The sequence below is a fragment of the Anaerorhabdus sp. genome (assembly GCF_036657415.1).
GTDB lineage: Bacteria > Bacillota_I > Bacilli_A > Erysipelotrichales > Erysipelotrichaceae > Anaerorhabdus.
The window spans coordinates 15,840-36,052 of record NZ_JAVXGL010000016.1 but is presented as its reverse complement, the minus strand read 5'-3'; the positions used below and the strand labels follow the sequence as shown (position 1 = coordinate 36,052).

21 protein-coding genes are annotated in these 20,213 nt (G+C 32.4%); 2 read left to right on the top strand and 19 right to left on the bottom strand.

Translation table 11 applies throughout. From position 1 onward, the window contains the following. Both gndA and RSB60_RS03935 read right to left on the bottom strand, forming a co-directional pair. Positions 1-1,118 (bottom strand): NADP-dependent phosphogluconate dehydrogenase (gene gndA / locus RSB60_RS03940; RefSeq protein WP_332614679.1); only part of this gene is annotated, 1,118 nt, incomplete at its 3' end. Then, entirely contained in the window at positions 1,111-2,070 is a 960-nt protein-coding gene (locus RSB60_RS03935) for a beta-propeller fold lactonase family protein (RefSeq protein ID WP_323381893.1), read from the bottom strand. The genes RSB60_RS03935 and gndA, both read right to left, overlap by 8 nt. 91 nt (positions 2,071-2,161) lie before the next feature. On the opposite strand from RSB60_RS03935, the gene RSB60_RS03930 reads away from it, so the two are divergent. Further along, positions 2,162-2,722: a GNAT family N-acetyltransferase gene (locus RSB60_RS03930; protein ID WP_323381894.1), complete on the top strand. Its 561-nt coding sequence runs from the start codon at positions 2,162-2,164 to the stop codon at positions 2,720-2,722. Between the two features lie 11 nt (positions 2,723-2,733). Here the strand turns inward: RSB60_RS03930 and RSB60_RS03925 are convergent, their stop codons facing one another. The 14 genes from RSB60_RS03925 to RSB60_RS03860 form a co-directional block, all read right to left on the bottom strand. Continuing rightward, entirely contained in the window at positions 2,734-4,515 is a 1,782-nt protein-coding gene (locus RSB60_RS03925; RefSeq protein WP_332614677.1) for an ABC transporter ATP-binding protein, read from the bottom strand. Between the two features lies 1 nt (position 4,516). Continuing rightward, the gene (locus RSB60_RS03920) at positions 4,517-6,247 is read right to left on the bottom strand and encodes an ABC transporter ATP-binding protein (RefSeq protein ID WP_332475389.1); all 1,731 of its coding nucleotides are present in this window, start codon (positions 6,245-6,247) and stop codon (positions 4,517-4,519) included. A gap of 67 nt (positions 6,248-6,314) precedes the next feature. Further along, positions 6,315-7,685 (bottom strand): MATE family efflux transporter, encoded by a 1,371-nt coding sequence (locus RSB60_RS03915; protein WP_332614674.1) that lies wholly within the window; start codon positions 7,683-7,685, stop codon positions 6,315-6,317. Then, positions 7,685-8,122: a MarR family winged helix-turn-helix transcriptional regulator gene (locus RSB60_RS03910; RefSeq protein WP_332475387.1), complete on the bottom strand. Its 438-nt coding sequence runs from the start codon at positions 8,120-8,122 to the stop codon at positions 7,685-7,687. Before RSB60_RS03910 ends, RSB60_RS03915 begins: the two co-directional genes overlap by 1 nt. A 111-nt stretch (positions 8,123-8,233) precedes the next feature. Then, the gene (locus RSB60_RS03905) at positions 8,234-9,049 is read right to left on the bottom strand and encodes a putative manganese transporter (protein ID WP_332614672.1); all 816 of its coding nucleotides are present in this window, start codon (positions 9,047-9,049) and stop codon (positions 8,234-8,236) included. 124 nt (positions 9,050-9,173) lie between these two features. Continuing rightward, positions 9,174-9,563: a PTS fructose transporter subunit IIA gene (locus RSB60_RS03900; RefSeq protein WP_332614670.1), complete on the bottom strand. Its 390-nt coding sequence runs from the start codon at positions 9,561-9,563 to the stop codon at positions 9,174-9,176. Next, a complete protein-coding gene (locus RSB60_RS03895; RefSeq protein ID WP_332614668.1) occupies positions 9,556-10,359 on the bottom strand; it encodes a BtpA/SgcQ family protein in 804 nt (267 codons plus the stop codon). The genes RSB60_RS03900 and RSB60_RS03895 overlap by 8 nt, the downstream gene beginning before the upstream one ends. Next, positions 10,344-11,312 (bottom strand): initiation factor 2, encoded by a 969-nt coding sequence (locus tag RSB60_RS03890; RefSeq protein WP_332491072.1) that lies wholly within the window; start codon positions 11,310-11,312, stop codon positions 10,344-10,346. Before RSB60_RS03890 ends, RSB60_RS03895 begins: the two co-directional genes overlap by 16 nt. A 24-nt stretch (positions 11,313-11,336) precedes the next feature. After that, on the bottom strand, positions 11,337-12,086 hold the full coding sequence (locus RSB60_RS03885; protein ID WP_332516302.1) for an amidohydrolase family protein: 750 nt from the start codon (positions 12,084-12,086) through the stop codon (positions 11,337-11,339). Positions 12,087-12,098: 12 nt separating this feature from the next. Next, the gene (locus RSB60_RS03880; protein ID WP_332491076.1) at positions 12,099-12,932 is read right to left on the bottom strand and encodes a PTS system mannose/fructose/sorbose family transporter subunit IID; all 834 of its coding nucleotides are present in this window, start codon (positions 12,930-12,932) and stop codon (positions 12,099-12,101) included. A gap of 11 nt (positions 12,933-12,943) precedes the next feature. Then, the gene (locus RSB60_RS03875; RefSeq protein ID WP_332491078.1) at positions 12,944-13,693 is read right to left on the bottom strand and encodes a PTS mannose/fructose/sorbose/N-acetylgalactosamine transporter subunit IIC; all 750 of its coding nucleotides are present in this window, start codon (positions 13,691-13,693) and stop codon (positions 12,944-12,946) included. Between the two features lie 19 nt (positions 13,694-13,712). Next, the gene (locus tag RSB60_RS03870) at positions 13,713-14,201 is read right to left on the bottom strand and encodes a PTS system mannose/fructose/N-acetylgalactosamine-transporter subunit IIB (protein WP_332491080.1); all 489 of its coding nucleotides are present in this window, start codon (positions 14,199-14,201) and stop codon (positions 13,713-13,715) included. Positions 14,202-14,226: 25 nt separating this feature from the next. Further along, entirely contained in the window at positions 14,227-14,982 is a 756-nt protein-coding gene (locus tag RSB60_RS03865; protein WP_332491082.1) for an amidohydrolase family protein, read from the bottom strand. Beyond that, positions 14,969-15,733, bottom strand: a complete 765-nt coding sequence (locus RSB60_RS03860) for a GntR family transcriptional regulator (RefSeq protein ID WP_332491084.1) — start codon at positions 15,731-15,733, stop codon at positions 14,969-14,971. Before RSB60_RS03860 ends, RSB60_RS03865 begins: the two co-directional genes overlap by 14 nt. Before the next feature lie 108 nt (positions 15,734-15,841). Here RSB60_RS03860 and RSB60_RS03855 point away from each other — a divergent pair, with 108 nt between their 5' ends. Continuing rightward, entirely contained in the window at positions 15,842-17,005 is a 1,164-nt protein-coding gene (locus tag RSB60_RS03855; protein ID WP_332614665.1) for an MFS transporter, read from the top strand. A gap of 39 nt (positions 17,006-17,044) precedes the next feature. On the opposite strand, the gene RSB60_RS03850 is transcribed toward RSB60_RS03855, so the two are convergent. The 3 genes from RSB60_RS03850 to RSB60_RS03840 form a co-directional block, all read right to left on the bottom strand. Beyond that, complete coding sequence (locus RSB60_RS03850) at positions 17,045-17,860, bottom strand: C39 family peptidase (RefSeq protein ID WP_332614663.1); 816 nt, start codon at positions 17,858-17,860, stop codon at positions 17,045-17,047. Between the two features lie 557 nt (positions 17,861-18,417). Continuing rightward, complete coding sequence (locus RSB60_RS03845; RefSeq protein WP_332614661.1) at positions 18,418-19,122, bottom strand: N-acetylmannosamine-6-phosphate 2-epimerase; 705 nt, start codon at positions 19,120-19,122, stop codon at positions 18,418-18,420. Beyond that, positions 19,123-20,213: PTS system mannose/fructose/sorbose family transporter subunit IID (locus RSB60_RS03840; protein WP_332614659.1), on the bottom strand; the 1,091-nt coding region annotated here is incomplete at its 5' end.

The following is a 20,213-nucleotide window of genomic DNA, read 5'->3' as shown; positions in this document are numbered from 1 at the left end:
TTCATAATAACTTCTAATAATTCTGCTTGAATAATACACCCTGCTCTAAAGATAGAAGCAATTTTACCTAAATCTAATTGCCAATCATAACGAATTGATGCATCGTACATCAAGGAGAAACCTTGTGCATATGCTATAAGTTTTCCAAGTGTATAGGCTTTTCTAACTTCTTCTTTAAATACTTTAGGATTAATTTCTTTTCCATTTGGAACCAAGAAAGCTCTTGAGAAAATATCACGTTCTACAAGATTTGATGTAATCCGTGCTTGAACTGCCGCTTGAATCAAAGAGACATTGAAATCTTGATTGATAGCTTCAAGAATCGTCCATTTACCAGTTCCTTTTTGACTCGCCTTATCAACAATCATATCGACTAAATCTAAATCTGTTAATTCATCTTTTTCTCTCAATATTTTAGCTGTTATTTCAACTAAGTAGCTACGTAATTCTGTACTATTCCATTCTTCAAAAATATCTGCCATTTCTTGATTTGAAAAATGACCAATTTCTTTTAGTAATAAATAACTTTCTGCAATTAATTGCATATCCGCATATTCAATACCGTTATGAACCATTTTTACATAATGTCCAGCACCATTTGGCCCAATATATGTACAACATGGTTCACCATTCTTTTGAGCGGCAATTGTTTCTAAATATGGTTTGATTAAATCATATGCATCTTTATCACCGCCTGGCATAATACTTGGTCCAAGAAGTGCACCTTTTTCTCCACCTGATACCCCAACACCAAAATAGAAAATTCCTCTTGATTCAATAAAGTCATGGCGACGCATTGTATCCTTAAAATAAGAATTACCCGCATCGATGATAATATCTCCTTCAATCAAGAAATCAAGCAATTGATCACATACCATATCAACTGGTTCTCCAGCTTTTACCATCACAATTATCTTTGCTGGTTTTTCTAAAGAATCTACAAATTCAGATATTTCTTCATATCCTTTAAAATTATCATGTTTTTCATTTTCAATTTCCTTGGTTATAACATATGTACGGTTAAATCCAGCTACTTTAAATCCTTTGTTTGCAAGATTTAGAGCTAAATTTTTACCCATTGTTCCTAAACCAATTACACCGATATCATTTTTAGTCATTGAGATCTCCTTTCATCACAATTGATACACCTTCAGGAATATCCAATTTAGAAGTTACGATTCCTATTCGTCCTTGTAGTAAACGATACGCTAACAACTCATTGCTAAATCGATTCGCAACCAATAAGTATTTATCATTAGCAACATCTAATATATCTCTTGGATGATTACCACCCGATTGTTCAAATTGCAATAATTTAGGCAAATGGCCACCAATATCTACTACTGAGATAATATTTAAACCACGTGTTGAAATATATAGCTTTCTTCCATTACGACTAATACGAAGTGCCGCAGTTCCTTCTTTATTTGTTTCACTGTTTGGAAGAATTGACATTTGATGAATACATTCAAATACACCATCCACAATTTCATATGTAAATAACTCATTACTTAACTCTGTATTCAAATATAATCGTTTATTGTCTGTTGAAATGACTCCATGACGTGGACCACTTCCTTTAGGTAATGTTATTGAATCAATGATTTCTAAATCTTCATTTAATATCTTCACTTCATCCAAAAACAAACATGGTACTAGAAGTTTATCTTGAAAGAAAATCACTTGATGACATCCTGCCATATCCTTTATTTTTAACGTTTTTATAAAATGCAATTTCTTACCATCAAATCTTATTTTAGAAACTGTCCCTTCATGATAATTCGCTGTATAAATATCATCACCTTTAAAAGCGATAAAACATGAGGTAACCTTCTCAAAAACAATTGAATCTATCAAATCACCCTCATGGTTCATTACCAATACTCCTGATCCATCTTCATCATCATAGAGTGAGTAAATGTATTCATCATTGCATGCAATATATTTAGAATTTTTAACTTTTTTAAACAAAACTTTATTTGATAAAACACCTGTAGATTCATCTAATTCAAATCGGTAAATCCCTTGACTTAAATCGGATGTATATGTTCCAACATAACCTGTTATCATAACTGTACCTCCTATTATTCACAGTTTATCATATTTTTGCTTCTTTACCTTTATTTATGCTCATGATAATATGTCAAAAAGGAGAAATACTATGAACTTAGATTTAACTCAAGGAACAAAAATTATCAAAACTACCCGCTGTTTACTTAGACCTTTATCATTAGAAGACAAAAGAGATATTTTTGATAATATAAATCACAATCAAGAAGTGTTAAAGTATTTCTTAACTGCCTATTATGAACATTATGAAGATTTTACATTAGACTCTCTTTTTACTCGTATCGCAAGTGGTTTATTGTGTTGGGCTATTGTTGTCGATAATACCACAATTGGTTTCATTATCGAACAAACACACGATGAGAAAGCAAGATCGATTGAATTAGGCTATGCAATCGGTCAACCCTATTGGGGAAAAGGATATGTTCCAGAAGCTCTTCAAGCAATTCAAAACTATCTTTATCAAGAATGTTGTTTCCATAAAATATCTTATAGTGCAATTGTCGATAATACTGCATCAATTCGTGTTATGGAAAAACTTGGTTGTACAAAAGAAGGAATTTGTATTGATGAAATTTATTATCATGATAAATTCCATGATGTTGTTTACTATTCAAAAATTAATCCAAATGAAAAGAAGGGTGGCTCATTATAAGCCATCCTTTTTTATCCATTATTTTCAGCAAATTGACTGTTGTAAAGATTTGCATATAAGCCACCCTTTGCAAGTAAACCATCATGTGTTCCAGTTTCCTTGATATCTCCATTTTGCATGTAGATAATCATATCTGCATCACGAATTGTTGATAGTCGATGGGCAATTACAAAACTTGTACGACCTTTCATTAGATTTGCCATTGCATCTTGTATTAATACTTCTGTACGCGTATCTATTGAAGAGGTAGCTTCATCTAAAATCATAATTGGGGCATCTGACAAGATTGCACGTGCTATCGTTAATAATTGTCTTTCACCTTGAGCTATATTGGTTGCACCTTCTTGAAGAACCATATCATAACCACCAGGAAGCATTTTAATAAACTCATCTGCATGTGCTGCCTTAGTAGCTGCTTCTACTTCTTCATCAGTTGCATTTAGACGACCATAACGGATATTATCACGAATTGTTCCGGTAAATAACCATGTATCTTGAAGAACCATCCCAAAGATTTCACGCAACTTTGCGCGTTTCATATCGCGAACATCAACACCATTCATTCGTATGCTACCATCGTTGATATCATAAAAGCGGAGAAGTAAATTAATTAGCGTAGTTTTTCCTGCACCAGTAGGTCCAACGATTGCCACTTTACTTCCGGCATTGACATGTAATGAAACATCATTCATTAATGTTTGATATGGTAAATATCCAAACTTAACATATTCAAAATCGACTGTACCATCAATGACTTTTGGATAAAGTGCAGGTTCTTTTTCACTAATTTCATCTTTTTCATCTAAGAATTCAAAGATACGTGCTGCTGCCGCTGCTGTTGATTGAAGAACATTTGAAATTTGAACTGTTTGATTAATTGGTTGAGAAAATTGGCGAAGATATTGAATAAACGATTGAATCATACCAATGGTCATACGACCAGAAATCACAAGAATAGCACTCACTACTGCAACTGCGACATACCCTAGGTTTGTCATTGCTTGTGTAATTGGCATTAATGTACTAGATAAGAATTGAGATTTCCAACCGCTTTGATATAGATCATGGTTTGTCACTTCAAAATCATCAATTACATCTTCCTCTTTACCAAAAGCACTGATTACATTATGACCAGTATACATTTCTTCAACATAGCCATTTAAATCTCCTAAGGTGTCTTGTTGTTCCTTAAAAAAGCGTTGGGCTGTTTGTGCAATTTTCATTGAAATTATTAATGCTAACGGAACTGTAATAACACCAATCAATGTTAAAATTGGACTTATCGCCAACATCATTATTAGAATAAATATCAATGATGTAACAGCTGTAACTATTTGATCTAAGCTTTGTTGCAAGCTATTGGAAATTGTATCAACATCATTTGTAATTCTACTTAAAATATCGCCATATGTATTTGTATCAAAATAATTGAGTGGTAATTTTTTTAATTTTTCATCAACACGACTACGAATATCGAAAATTGTTTTTTGTGATACACGCACCATGATATGTGTACTAAGATATTTGAATAGTGCATATAGAATATAACAAATTGATAAAATTATTAATATTGTAATAAAGTTGCGTATACCTACAGCTGATGGTGCCCCATCAACCACAAGATGAATCATCGCATCTGTCGCTTTACCTAAAATAAATGGTGCAAAACTGTTAAACATAGATGCTAATATAATAAATATAATTGAAACAATTAAACCTTTGCGATATGGCTTCATGAAAGCAAATAATCGTCCAAAGATTATCTTAAAATCTAATGACTTGCTCTTTTTCATATTATGCTTCCTCCTTACTTAATTGAGAGTATACAATTTCTTGGTATACCTTACATGTTTTAAGAAGTTCGCTATGTGAGCCCATACCAACACATGCACCATTTTCCATAACAAGAATACGATCTGCATGCATAATTGTACTAACACGTTGTGCAACTAGTAATACTGTTGCATCCTGTGCCTCTTTCATCAGTGCTTCTCTTAAAGCTGCATCCGTCTTAAAATCAAGTGCAGAGAATGAATCATCAAAGATATAAATTTCTGGTTTTCTAACAATAGCACGAGCAATCGCAAGACGTTGTTTTTGTCCGCCAGATACATTGGAACCACCTTGAGCAATTGGCGCTTCAAATCCACCTTCTTTTGCAGTTACAAAATCATACGATTGTGCAATTCGTATTGCTTCTTCAATCCTAGAATCATTTGCTTTTTCATCACCAAATTGGATATTATCAGAAATTGTTCCTTTAAATAAGAATGCTTTTTGAGGAACATACCCAATCTTTGCACGTAGTGCCTTGATATCATAGTTCTTGACATTAACGCCATCGACAAGGATTTCACCTTCATCAACATCATAAAAACGTGGAACTAAGTTTACTAGTACAGATTTGCCGCTACCCGTACTACCAATAATTGCAGTAATTTCTCCTGGGCTTGATTTAAAACTAATATTTTTCAATACACTATGATCCGCCCCTGGAAATTTAAAGCTAACATCTTTAAATTCTAAATACCCTTTTTCTTTAGGCATTTCCACTGGTTCTTTTGGATTTTGAATAACTTCAAGTGTATCCATAACTTCATTAATACGTTCTGCTGAAACTGCTGCACGAGGATACATAACAAAAATCATCGATAATAACATAACTGACATCATGATCTGCATAACGTATTGAATAACCGCAATAACATCACCAATCATAATTCCATTGATTGTATTTATAATTTGAAATCCTCCAAACGCAAGTAGAGCTACGTTTGTCGCATACAAGATTAATGAAAGAACAGGTGTCATAGTTCCCATGAGTGTATTCATCTTAATTGAATTATTCATAAAATCTAAATTCACTTTTCTAAACCGTTCTGTCTCATAATCTTCTGTACCAAAGGCACGTGCTACTCGTATTCCTGTAAGTTTTTCACGTGTCACAAGGTTTATCTTATCAATTTTCTCTTGCATCTTCTTTGATAACGGTGTTGCGAATTTACCAATAACTAAAACTGTAACTATCATAATTGGCATTGATATCAAAAGAATCATAGACATTGTTGCACTTTTATTCAATGCCATGATAATACCACCTACAAACATAAATGGTGCCATCAAACTGATTCTAAGCATCATATTCACAAAATTTTGCACTTGAATAATATCATTATTCGTACGTGTTATTAATGATGATGTAGAAAAACGATCGAATTCTGTTTGTGAGAAGTATTGAATTTTTTTGAATACATTACTACGCATGTTTTTACCAATGCCCATGGATATTTTTGATGCAAAGTATCCTGTAGCGATACTACAAACAGCACCCAATAGAACAAAGTTTAACATTGTTCCACCAATAGAAACAATCTGTCCAATATCTTTATTTGGAATGGATGTATTAATAATTGTCGATAAATAAGCAGGCAAAGCTAAACTCGCTACCACATTACCAATGACTGTTATTACAATTAAAATAATTCCAATTTTAAAACGTCCTAGTTCTTTAAAAACTCTTAACATATTCTAAATCTCCTTCTTCTTTATTCTATCCATCCCCTTTTTCTTAATCAAATCATATGATTATAACTTAAGCCCCTTGCTCAAGTTTGTTTAATGCTTTCTTAAATTCTTTTGTAAATAAGGCTACTGTACAAATAATTGCAATGATATCTGCAACTGGCTCAGCCAAATAAACAGCCAATGTTTGGTTTCCCGAAAAAATATTTGGAAGTATATAAATAAGTGGAATAAGCAACAAAATTTTTCTAAGAATCGCCAAGAAAACCGAAGCCTTTACATTTCCTAATGCAATTAAAGTCATTTGACATGATATTTGTACCGCGAAGATAAATGAAACTGCCATATATATTCTTAAAGCATTTTTCGTATACTCAATTAATTGCGGATCTGGTGAAAACAAGGATGCGAAACCTTGCGGAACTAGCATAATTAATAGCCATAGTATTGCTGAATAAGTAAAACTAGCTTTAACCAATTTAAAGAACGTTTCTTTTACACGACTCGCATTTTTTGCCCCAAAGTTATAACTTGTAATTGGTTGTGCACCTTGCGATAAACCTTGTAAGGGTAACATTGAGAATTGCATTACACTTGTTAAAATAGTCATAGCTCCAACCGCTATATCTCCACCATAACGTAGTAAAGATGAATTAAATGAAACTGCAATAATACTTTCAGTAGCTTGCATAATAAATGGAGATACACCTAATGCAATACATGGAAGAATTAATTTTAAATCCAACTTCATAGCGGGCAAATTAATCTTCAAAATTGTTTTCTTGCCACTTAAAAACCATATAACCCATATCGCTGAAATAGCTTGTGATAAAATCGTAGCTAATGCTGCACCTTTAACACCCATATTTAGTCCAAAAATAAAAATAGGATCCAAAATAATATTAGTAATCGCTCCAATAAGTACAGTATACATGCTTGTTTTAGCGAACCCTTGTGCTGTTATAAAAGAATTCATTCCTAATGCAAGTTGAACAAATACCGTCCCAATTGCATAGATACCCATATAATCAAGAGCATAACCAATTGTATTTTCACTGGCGCCAAACATAAGTAGAAATGTTTCTTGATTGAATAATAGAATGACTGTCAAAATAGCTGAAATCAACAATAACATTGTAAAACAATTATTCATAATTTTTTCAGCAGTAGTCTTATCTCCACGTCCCATAAAAATAGAAGATCGTGGTGCTCCACCCATACTAACAAGCGCTGCAAATGCTGATACTAGCATAATGATTGGCATACATACACCAACCCCTGTTAAAGCAAGTGATCCAATTTCCGGTATATGACCAATATATATTCTATCGACCAAGTTATATAACATGTTGATAAGTTGTGCTGTAATTGCTGGTAATGCTAATTTGAATAATAACTTACCGACCGGTTCTTTCCCTAAAAACTCATTGTTTGTTTCCATTATTTATTTCCCCTTATTCCTTCCATTACATTTGAAAGCATTCGATCTATAAACTGACCAAATAGTTTTTCTTCTTCTTCGCTAAATCCTGTCATTAATTCTTTTGAAAAGCGAAGTTGCATCTTCTTTATATCTTTGATTATTGGATTAGCCTTTGGTTTAATGATTAAATGAATCTTTCTACGATCTTCTTTATCTTCTTCTCTTTGTAATAATCCTTTTTGAATTAACTGTTCCACCATTGCGGAAACATTTGATTTTGTAAACATTCTAACTTCTACAATATCACTTGCAGTATTCAAACCAGGATGATTTGCAACAAAGGCTAAGATGTCCATTTCCATTTGAACTAAATCATGTTTTTTACATACGTCAACACAAAAACTCTCATAGAATTTCATAAAATATCGACTAACTAATAGTAAATTGTTATCCATACTCCCTCCAATTAGTTCATTTTTGAACTATTCACATAAGAACTATTCTAGTACATTATCTTAATTTGTCAATATAAAAAGCGCTCCACGCGCTTTCATTACAACTATGATTTAGAATAATAATCCTACGATTATCCCTACAACTAATAGTATCCCCACAATTCCAAAGTTTTCTTTTAAGTTACGATTAATTCTAAACAATATCAACAATCCCACACCGGCATTTGTCAAAAGTCCTGCCATCATACTTCCAAATGACATTAAGCCATCTAAATACAATTGTGTTATGACAATTGAAGCAGCACAGTTTGGAATCAATCCCACAAAGGCAGATATTATTGTTGTCATAAATGGTGATGATAATAAAACAGTTTCCAAATTAATGTAGTTTAATCCAATATTCAAAATTAAAGTGATTATAAAGATATAAAATGAAATTCTTAATGTGTGTTTAATTGCCGAAACAAATATTCCATCCTCATCACAATGACATTCTTCATTCTCACAGAAGTTGTCAATATGTATTTCTTCCTTCTTTTTCTTTCTTAATAGTAAATCAATCAAATATCCAATTACTACACCCACTATAAATTTTATACTTAATATTTTAACTATCAAATCTAGCGGTGCTTGGTTTGAAATCATTATCGGTAACATCTCATCAGATGTTGATAGGTAAATCGCAATTAATGTACCTAGCGATAAAACGCGTGTTACATAAAGTGTAGAGGCAATTGAAGAAAATCCACATTGTGGTAGTAATCCAAATCCACTTCCAAGCAATGGACCAAATTTTGCAGTTTTCTGTATTCCAACAATGATTTTTTCACTAGCTTTATGTTCTATCCATTCTATAACGATATAGGTTATAAACAAAAAAGGAATTAATTTAATTGTATCTAATATTGCATCTATTAATAAAGCCATAGTCCCCTCCATCAATTGAATTGTAGCACAGAAAAACCCACAATTCATTGATTAAGCCCATTATTTCATTCTAGACTAAAATAATCATTCTGGTAAAACAAAAATCCTTTACTTGAAAGGATTTTTATAACACTAATTTTGTTAATGACTGTTTTGAATTTTCGATTGCTCCATCAATGAGTATATCTGTGTTTTCAGCATAATCTTTTGATAAGATAATCTCCATCAATAGAGGCAAGTTACATCCCGAGCAAACCTGTATTTTTGGATTGTTTATTTTAGCTAGTGCTGCAGCCTTGAAAGGTGATCCACCTGGTATATCAGTCAAAATAATCCATTCATCTTCTATATTGTCTGCAACTATTTTATTTATTGAATTACCTAATTCTTCAAAAGAATCACCTGCTTTAAAATCAATATCAACTACATCTAAACTAGGACCATTCAAAAGTTCAAGTGAACTTTTCATGCCCGATGCAAAATGGCCATGGCCTGTCAATATTACCTTAATCATAAATTTCTCTCTTTGAATTCTTGATTGCGTCAATGAATATTTTTGCTTTATCTGGATCAATTGGATTTCGCATGTTTCCATTTTTCACCCATGTTCCTACACTAACACCATCATAGTATTTCAAAATTTCAGAAATGTTATCACCAGTGGCTCCCCCACTCAGCATAATAGGAATGTTCGCACCTAATTTCTTTCTTACATTCTTTATGAGTTCAATACTTTCTTCATGATTTTTGCCCCCTAAAAATAAGCCATCAGCAAATGCATTCATTACTGTATCCCAAGCATTATCAACAACACTTTTTCCACATAATTGTTCATAATGAATTTCTTGAACATCGGCATAGATAGGCATCTTTGATCCTAATCGCTTTTTAAGTTCTAATACTTCTACACATTGCGCATTCATCAATCCCGCATAACCTACTTCACAACCAGTATAGGTGTGTTCAATTCTAACAAAATCAGAATCTGCTGCATCGGCAACTGCTAAACTTGCAACCCCATCCCAATTGATCAAAATCCCTTGAATCATATCAGGAAAATCTCTCTTTAATTCAATCGCTAATTTTGTCATATACGCAATTGTTTCAGGATTCGCAATTTGTTTAATGGGTGCATCATTTCTGTTTTGAATTATGTAACCATCGAATCCATATAACTTCAGCATTTCAACTTCTTTTTTCGCTAATGTAATAATTTCATCAATTCCCATACCAGTATTGAGATATGTTCCAGGACATGGTTCTGGTTGTATCATCGCTAAAGCTACGGGGAATTTTATTTCTCTTGGCATAAATTATTCTCCAATTTTCTATTATAATTCATCGCAATTTCAAACAAAGATGCTGGAGGAATTATTCCCTCTTCACAAATAATTGCTGTGATCAATTCCGGCTTAACCGATATCAACTTTATACCTTCAAAGTTGATTTTATCACTCAGTTCTTCATCCCAATCAGATGCTAGTCTTGACTTAAAATCATAACTCATTGGTGAAAGACGGATATGACCATAAACAGGTCTAACATCAATCTTCATTAGTGGTGTTAAAGCATAGAAAGGTACACCTTGATATTTACAGCTAACTGCAACTAAATCTGAACCAATCGTATTAAATACGGTTCCATCAGGATAAATAGTTTCAGCACCCATAAATGCTGCATCACATTCCTTTAAGAAATGAAAAATTGTGGTATCCGGAATAAAACGAACTTTATGATTTCCTCCCACTGCATCTTTAACAAATGGTTTTCCTCCATTCAGCGCTCTACTTTCGGGTATATAAATCGTCATTTCATGTTTCAATCCTTTTACAAATTCATTTACTGTACTTGAATAATCAAAAATCATAATTTTATGCAAATTCTCACAAATTGATGTTGCGAATTCTACAATCTTTTTTGTATCATTCAACGATTTTTCGTGATAGGATTGAATCCCATTTTTCATCTTTTCTATGACTACACTATACTCAGAAACTTCATCTAAATTTGATAAGAATAACGCAATCGCATTATAAATTGCTCTACTATTTTGACCACGTGTTTCTTGGAAAAAGTATGCAACACTTTTAATATTTGATATCATTTCTTCTTTACTTAATGTTGTATCATCTAATATTGATACAATCATTTCTATAATTAAATCGATTTGTTTATTTGCACCTAAAACTCTACTCAAAGTGATGTCATCAAATCTTTGTTTCATCTCATCATTAAGTAAAATTCTAATTTCTTCTTTTTTCATATTTCCTCCAAAAATCAAGAGGGTCTACTTTCGACCCTCTTGATGCAAACTGAGAATCTCAATTGCATTTTCAAAATAAAGCTTATTTCTAAAATCTTCACTTAAATTCAAAATATCAAAAGCTTCAATTGAGCATTTTGTAAACTTATGTGGATAATGTGTTCCAAAAAGAAACTTTGATGAATCGATTTTTGAAAAAGCTTTTCGCAAAATTGGGAATTCATACATACAGCTTGTCTCAACATAAAGATTATTATATTGAGGAACAAGTTCAACACATCCATAACCAAAATCTGTTGTTCCCATATGGAGAAGCACAATTTTAGCTGCTGGGTATTTTTCAGCGTAAAACGCCCATTGTGCTGGCATTGTACGCGGGCCCCACCCAGTAAATACATTTATTACTAGATTATTTTCTATTGCTTTTTCAATAATTTGATTTATCTTTTTTTCATTTTCTGGATAATAATTATGCGCTAATGAATCTAATTCAATAGCCTTAATTACTCCACTCTGAATTACTCTGTCTAATTCATCTAAACAGTTTTTTTCTTTCGGATTGATGATTGCACATCCGATAAACATCATTGGATATTTCTTAACTAAAGATATCACTGCATCATTTTGTTCAGAAATTGAATATCCATCAAGTGCTGAAACTACACGCATATCAATATTATTTTCTTTAGTGTCTTCGACTAATTTTTCAATTAAGTATTGGTCGTTGTCACGATCCCAAGGTAAATGACAATGATAATCTATAATCATATCCATTCTCACTTTCTACTAAGCTAGAATACCTAGTGCACAACCAATAACCCCAACAACCATTGTTATAAGCATTAGTGTCACTGGTGACATTTTCTTTTTGTCCATGAAATAAAGCATTAATAATGTATAAAGTAATGGTAATAAACCTGGTACCATTCCATTTAAAACTGTTTGAATACTTACCATTGTTTCACCAGCTTTATATGTCCAAGGAATATTGATTGTTACAAACTTGTAAACAAATCCCCCAATAACCACATAGGCTGCAATCCCTGCATAGCGTGTCATCTTTTGCAGTAATCCACTTGATTGAACCTTCGCTACAAATTCAACACCTTTTTCATATCCTTTAAAGATACCAAAATATCGTAATAATTGTCCTACCACTGCCATAACAATGACAAAGAGTAATGGACCTACCATACTTGTATAATTACTTCCAATAACTAATGAAACTGCTAATCCTGCCATGATAGGACGAAGAGTACCATGATATAATGAATCACCAATCCCTGCTAAAGGCCCCATTAGAGCCGCTTTAATTGCATTAATAGAAACAGGGTCTATATCTTGATCAATCGCATTTCTTTCTTCCATTGCTGCTGTCATACCAATAACAAAGTGAGATAATCGAGCTTCCGTTAAAAATAATTCTGTATGTCTTCGATAGGCTTCAATTTTCTCTGGTTCTTTTTCATATACCTTTTCAATAACTGGCATCATTGAAAAAACAAATCCTGGTGCCTCTTGTTTTGAATAGTTAAATCCACTAACAAATGCTTGAGAGTAAATGTAAGTTTTCCATAAATCCTTTTTACTAACTCTTCTGAGATCTTTATTTTCTGTCATATATTATACCCCTACTCATTCCCTTGTGGTCTTGCGTCATTATAAAATGCCATCGCAACACAAACTACTGCTATCAATGTGATTCCAATTGGGTTAATATTTAAGTAGCTAGAGAAGAAAAAGCCAATGATGAAGTATTGCCAAATATTTTTAACATTAATTGACTTAATTAGAATTGCTAATCCAACAGCACCAATTATTTTTCCTCCAACAGTTAAACCATTAATGATAACTTGTGGAATCATATTAATAATTCCTTGCACCATATCTGCACCAAAATAAATACCCAAGAATACTGGTATTGCAAATAAAACTAAGTTAAATACATTAGGTAGAATTAAACAATTCATCCAAATTCCTCTACGATTTCCTTTTTCAACCGCAGCTTCTAATCTATTTTGAGTCCATACACAAAGGACCATATTTCTAAAATACATACCCATTTGCCCTAAAATCGCAAGTGGTAGTGCTGTTGCCAATGCAACCTCTGTTGATCCTGAAATACAAGCAAATGCTGCCGCTAATATTGTTGAGAATGTTTCTTCTGGTGGAAGCGCAGTACCTACGAAGACTTGTCCTAAGAACATCAATTCAATGATACAACCTACTTCTAGACCAATCTGTAAATTTCCCATCAATAATCCAACAATTGGTCCAACAAAAATTGGACGATAAGTAAAAAATTGTGTACAATACTTATCGAAGAACGTTATCCATGTAAAAATTGCTACTAATAGAGCTTTAACTAATAAACCTTCCATTTGGTTCCCCTTTCAATGTTTATAAATTTTTAATTAAAGAAAGACAGTCGATACTTTTGTCATTAGGTACAGCTCGCACATCTAAAGAAATTCCAAGTTCCGCAATTTCACGTAAACATTTCACATCTTGTTCTTCAACATATATGAAAGGTAATAGACATTTACGTCCTGTTTCTGATTTTGAATTACTGATATTTCCAACATTCAAAACAGGAGTTCTAAAACCTTGCTTAAACAATGCTAACGCAGATGCTGGATTTCGAACAATTAAAAGTATGCTTTCTTCAGAAGCATTATTGTTTAATAGTTCAGCTGTCTCGTTAATAGATTTGATGATTAGATTGATTCCAGCGGGCACTGTTAGTTTTAACAGCATTTGTTGGGTTGCATCCTTACTAGCTACATCATCAGCCACGATGATTGTAGTTGCTTTAGAAGCTGCAATCCAAGCTGTTACAATTTGTCCATGGATCAATCTATCATCGATCCTCATGTGTGTTACTTTCATCTAATTTTTCTCCTTTCTTTTTATATTAAAGATTCTGTCTATCCTTAATTTTTCCATATTGCCAAATTCTTTCGGCATTTTTATAAAATACATCTTCTAATTCCTCCTCTGTAAATCCTAAGTGATATAATTTTTCAATTTCAATATTGGTTGGTTTATATGGCCAATCTGTGCCAAACAATATTCTTTTACTTCCTAAAACTTCTTTTGCTTGAAGTAAAATATCGACTTCCATATTAGCACTTGTCTCAACATAGAAATTTTCTATGTTTTTTATTGCTTCAATACATGTTGATCCAAATTCCCGACCACAGATATGGGTGAATACAAATGGGTGGTTAGGATATTTCTTAGCATACTTCAACCACACTATTGGTGTACATAAAGGACTTGCTCCGCCATGTATTTGAATATGAACTCCATACTTTACAATATGATCTATCACATCATCTAACTGTGGGCAATTCTCAACGTTATATCCATGTTTCCAACTCATGAATTTAACCCCATTCATTTTCATCTCACCTAAAGTCCTATCTATTTCCGTATGGGCTTGTGGATCTTTAGGATCAATATCCGCATAACCTTCTACAAAATCAGGAAGCGCTTTCATTGCATCGTAAATAATATCGTTATTCTCTTGCATACTATTAGCTGACAAGCTAACAATACCCACTTTTTCTATGCCGAATTTTTTTAAGTCATCTAGCATCTGTTGAGCATTATTTGCATCACCCGATCTTGTTTTTCCTAAATGGGAATGAAAATCATAACGTCTCATTTGAATCACCCCTTACATTTACAATATGCACATAGTATTTATAAGAATCTGCAATATAAGTATTCTCACTAAATTCAATTGGTTTACCATTTTGATCAAATGTTACACGTTCTTTATAAATCACTGGTTGATTATCCTCTAGGAATAAATCTCTTTTTACTTCACTAGAAGACATCTTCGCTTCGATAGTTTCATCTGCACTACCAAGTTTAATACCATGTTCTTCAAGAAATTCATATAAACTTGTGTTTGTATCAAAGTCAGAATTTTTTATTGAGAATCCTAAATCACTACGTACATATGTTTCATGTAACGCAATTAATTTTCCATTTAGTAAACGCAATCGTTTGATAAAGTAAATTTGTGATTTACTAGCAATATTAAGTTTTTCACCAACTTTTACTCCTGCTTCCATCTTTTCAATCTTCAAAATGATAGAACCTGGTTTATCACCTTTAACCTTTGCATCACCACTAAAACTACTGAATTGTGATAATGTTCTTTGTTTTTTAATGTGTTGAACGACTGTTCCAGAACCTCTTCTTCTTAGTACTAATCCATCATGTTCTAAGTCAGAAATAGCTCTTCTAATTGTGATTCTAGATATCTCATAGAGTTTAATCATTTCATTTTCAGAAGGCAAACTTTCTCCTTCCGAAAATTCTCCTGATTCAATTAAGTCCTTGATATACAAGTATAATTGATGATGAATTGGAACACTTGAATTCTTATCTGCCTTGAAATTATTCATAAGATCACCTCTTGCAATTCAATATTAACTTGTTATAATAAGTTTGTCAACATGGACTTTTTAGATATAATAACTTTTATTTATATTTGAATAATAAAGGCGGTTAATATGAATAGAAAAGAAGCTATTTTTTTTGTTTTACTTGCTTTGCAGAACTTGGCATTCAACTTTGCACATCCAGTAACTCCCTCACTTATTATTAATTTGGATTTGAATCCTTCCATTTTTGGAATAGCTTTCGCTGCAATGGCATTAACTAGTTTTCTCTTTAGTCAACTTTGGGGCGTTTTATCTAGTTACAAAAATGACTGTTTAATCTTTATGTTAGGATGTCTAGGATATGCCTGTTCACAATACTTTTTTCTTATTTCAACAAGCGAAATGAGTATTATTGGGGCACGCCTTCTTGGTGGTATTTTCATTGCTGCTATCAATGTTTCTTCACTTAATTATCTTGTACGTATTTCTTCTATTGAAAATAGAGGTCGTAATATTACTTTCTTTGCCACAATCACGCTTGTTTGTACTTCCTTTGGATACTTATTTGGTGGTTTCATTGGTGACCTTGGAATTCAATATGCTTTTTTTTCACAAATAATAACTTTAATTACATGTGGATTACTTTTCTATTTCTTTTGTGATAAAAAACAATCACAACCTCTAAATCATAAAAACTTTATCAATAAATCAAATCCTTTTCTATTTATCAAAAATCGTAATACATTAACAAAAATATTGTTATTTTCAATGTTTTTAGCTTTTGCTACAACGATTGCACAAACTACGTATGAACAAAGTTTTAACTACTATATGAAAGATTTCTTCAATTTCCCTCCATCGCTAAACGGTATTGTTAAAGCCGGAGTTGGCTTAGTTTCTCTGTTGTCAATCTCGGTGATATGTTTATGGATACAACGAAAAAATATAATCAAAAAAAGTCTTTCGCCTATTTTTCTTTTGTGTAGTTTTTTACTCTTTCTTTCTATACAATTTAAGAAGATTGATTTATTCATTATCTTCAGCTTAGTTTTCTCGAGTGTTAATGCGTTATACTTACCACTTATTCAAGATTTAGTTACCTCAGAGAAATCAACAATCAATACATTAGGTTTGTATAATAGTATGAAATCTCTTGGTTGGATATTCGGTGGATTACTGGCTGGACTTCTCTACGCAATCAGTAATACCCTTCCATTTATTATTGCCTGTCTTATATTTATTCTTTGCGCAATTCTATGCATAGCTAAGTTCAAACCATCATCTTCTAAATAAACAAAAAAATAGCTACCTTGTTAGAGCAGCTATTTCAATTTAGTTTTTTACAGGTTTTGCGGTAATGAATAAACGATCTCTTTCATTGATACCATAATTTTCAGTGAAGAAATCATACATTGTCCAGTTGTAGAAAAATCTTTCAGCTGGATATATTCCATAACCATCTTGATTATGATCAGTAGTGTCATATGAATCTGCCACAATGATTACATCATCTTGTGTTGTTTCAGTGCCCATTGTGTCATAACCAATAATTACTTGCCAATGTCCACCCCAATCATTCCAAGCAACGATTACTGGAATATTATTTTTTAGATTTTCTTGAATCATTTCTAAGCTAATTTCATCAAAATTTTCTTCTGTGTAGTTATAAGTACTGTCTAGTTCAAATCCTCCTACACCTTCAAAGATTTTAATCATTGATTCTAATGATGTTGCTGCATAGTCAAGTCCATTTGTACGGAATTCAGCCAATGTTTCTTCATTATATTCACCAAGCATTCCATAATAATCTAATACCATTAATGCTGCTGCTACACCACAACTCCATTCTGAAGTTTGTTGGTAAGTTTTGAATTTTGGAAGAATAGTCAAAGTATCTGAAGATTCCATGTTATAAAAATCAAGTTGGTTAAAATATGGAGATCCTGGATGATCACTATCACGTTCAACTGAATCAGCTCCATACTCTTCTAAATCTACAACCTTATTGATTTTCATCTCATCTGTATAATTACCTGTTTTTGCCTCTATTACAGGTGTAGTAGTTACAGCTGGTGTAGCTGTAGGTGCAGTTTGAGCGCAACCCGCTAAAACCATAAGTGTTAATAAACATACAATAATTTTTTTCATATTTTCTCCTTATAAAAAATAATGAAGTTATTGTACTTGTATACTTCCCCTATTTGTTTTATTTATTATCATTTCTGTTTTATTTATACTTCTTAGGTTTCTTGAGTCTATATAGTAAGTAATTACTTTTACTACTCTTATTGTTTTTACAAGCACTTAAACTTATAAATGAGTTTCTTAAACTCCCAACAAGAACACTTGTCGCTAATTCGGCATTTGACCCAGCTGTCCGTAGCCTATTTATGTTTCAAAACTTCGGTCAATTGTCAAAGACATTGTCTGTCTTCAAAAATGGATTACTCCATTTAAAAATTAGGATGTGAATGACCCAATGCAACCCTCCTTATTCAATCACGAAAAAAAGTATATCATAATTCACCTAGAATACAATAAGTTATTAAAAGAAATATTTATTTTAAATACATTATCAATAATTTGTCTTTATATTGGCTTTCCGTTTTTGCTGTAAAAAAAGGATGTACTCCGTTATTAGAAGTACATCCTTGCAACATGACTTAATTTATAATAATCAAAATCACTATATTTTCACTATTCCTTTAATGGCTTTGTTGAAATTTACTTAGCTCTTCTACATACCTTTGTGTAATTATTTCTGGTCTTGTAATAGCTGTTCCAACTACCACAGAATATGCACCTGCTTCAAGCGTTTGTCGTGCCTCTAGTTCTGTTTTTATTTTTCCTTCTGCAATAATTGGCAAATCGGTAATTTCCTTGATTTGACGAATCAATTCAAGGTTGACTGACTTTATATCCTTACTTTCCTCTGTGTATCCTGAAAGTGTAGTAGAAATTAAGTCAAACCCTAAATTTAAAATGTTTTTCGCCTCTTCTACTGTAGATATTTCTCCCATAATAAGTACGTTGGGATAATTCGTTTTAATCTTCTTTACGATTTCATCTATTTTTTCGCCATTTGGTCTTTTTCTACATGTTGCATCTAAGGCAATAATTTCTATACCACAATCAAGTATTTCTTTTGCACTTTCATAGGTGGGCGTAATATACACGTCAAATTCATTCGAGAAACATTTATTTATTCCTATAATTGGTAAGTTTACGCGTTCCTTGATTGCTTTAATATTATCTGCACCAGTGGCACGTATTCCACATGCGCCGCCTTCTTCAGCAGCTTTCGCAAAGGCTGCCATTATATCACTACCATACATTGCCCAGCCTACACGAGCTTGGCATGATACAATAAGGCGATTTTTTATGCATTTAAGTACTTCTTGTTTATTCATTTAGAATAATCCTACTGCCTTCCCAATAATCCCCAAAGCAAAGCTTAGAAGAATACAAATATACATACCTTTTTTCTTTTTCATAAGAATACCATAGAACCCTAACACTAGTAAGAATGGTAGAATGCTTGGCATGATAGAATTAATCAAATCCATAAGAATAATTTCTTTTTCGCCAAACATCCAAACAACATTAATCGGGAATTTTACAAATCCAACAATCATAGCACCTACAACCATCATACCTACTATTGTTGCACCTTCAACAAAACGATCAATAATATTTGCTTCTCTCATTTTGCTTACAAGTTGTGTACCAAACTTATGACCATATTTTACAAAATACCAACGAGATCCTACATTTAATAATACGTTAGGAACAATAAAGATAATTGGTCCAAATGCATTACCCTCTAATGCCATTCCAGCACCAATAGCTGCAAAAATAGTCATAAATACAGCTTTAAATACAGAATCACCAATTCCTGATAATGGTCCCATCAATGCAGCTTTGGCAGATGAAATTGCCTCTGCTGTAATTGGTTTGCCCATTGCTTTTTGTTCTTCTAATGCTAAAGCAACACCTAATACTGCATTTCCAGTAAATGGATGACAGTTAAAGAATTCATTATGACGTTTTAATGCATCTATACGTTCTTCATTTGTTGCATATAATTTTTTAATTGCTGGAATCATTGCAAAACAGAATCCTAAAGAACAATAACGTTCATAGTTAATTGAAGTCATTGAGAAGAATGAACGTAAGAAGGTTCCTCTAATTTCTTTATTTGTAAGAATACCTTTTTGTTCTACAACTGGTTCATCATCAAAGTCATCAAAATCATCTTTATCTGATTTCTTATCATTTTTCATTATGAATAAGGCTGATGCAATTGAGAATGCTAATAAAGATACTGCCAATACATTAAGATTCATATAAACTGCAAGAATAAAACCTCCTAAGAAGAATGGCCAATACTTCTTGAAGTTCATCATTTTTAATAACATCGCTAATCCAACTGCTGGTAGAATACCTGAAGCAAGTTTCAATCCATCAGTTAGTACTGGTGGCATTGCAGCTACGATACCAT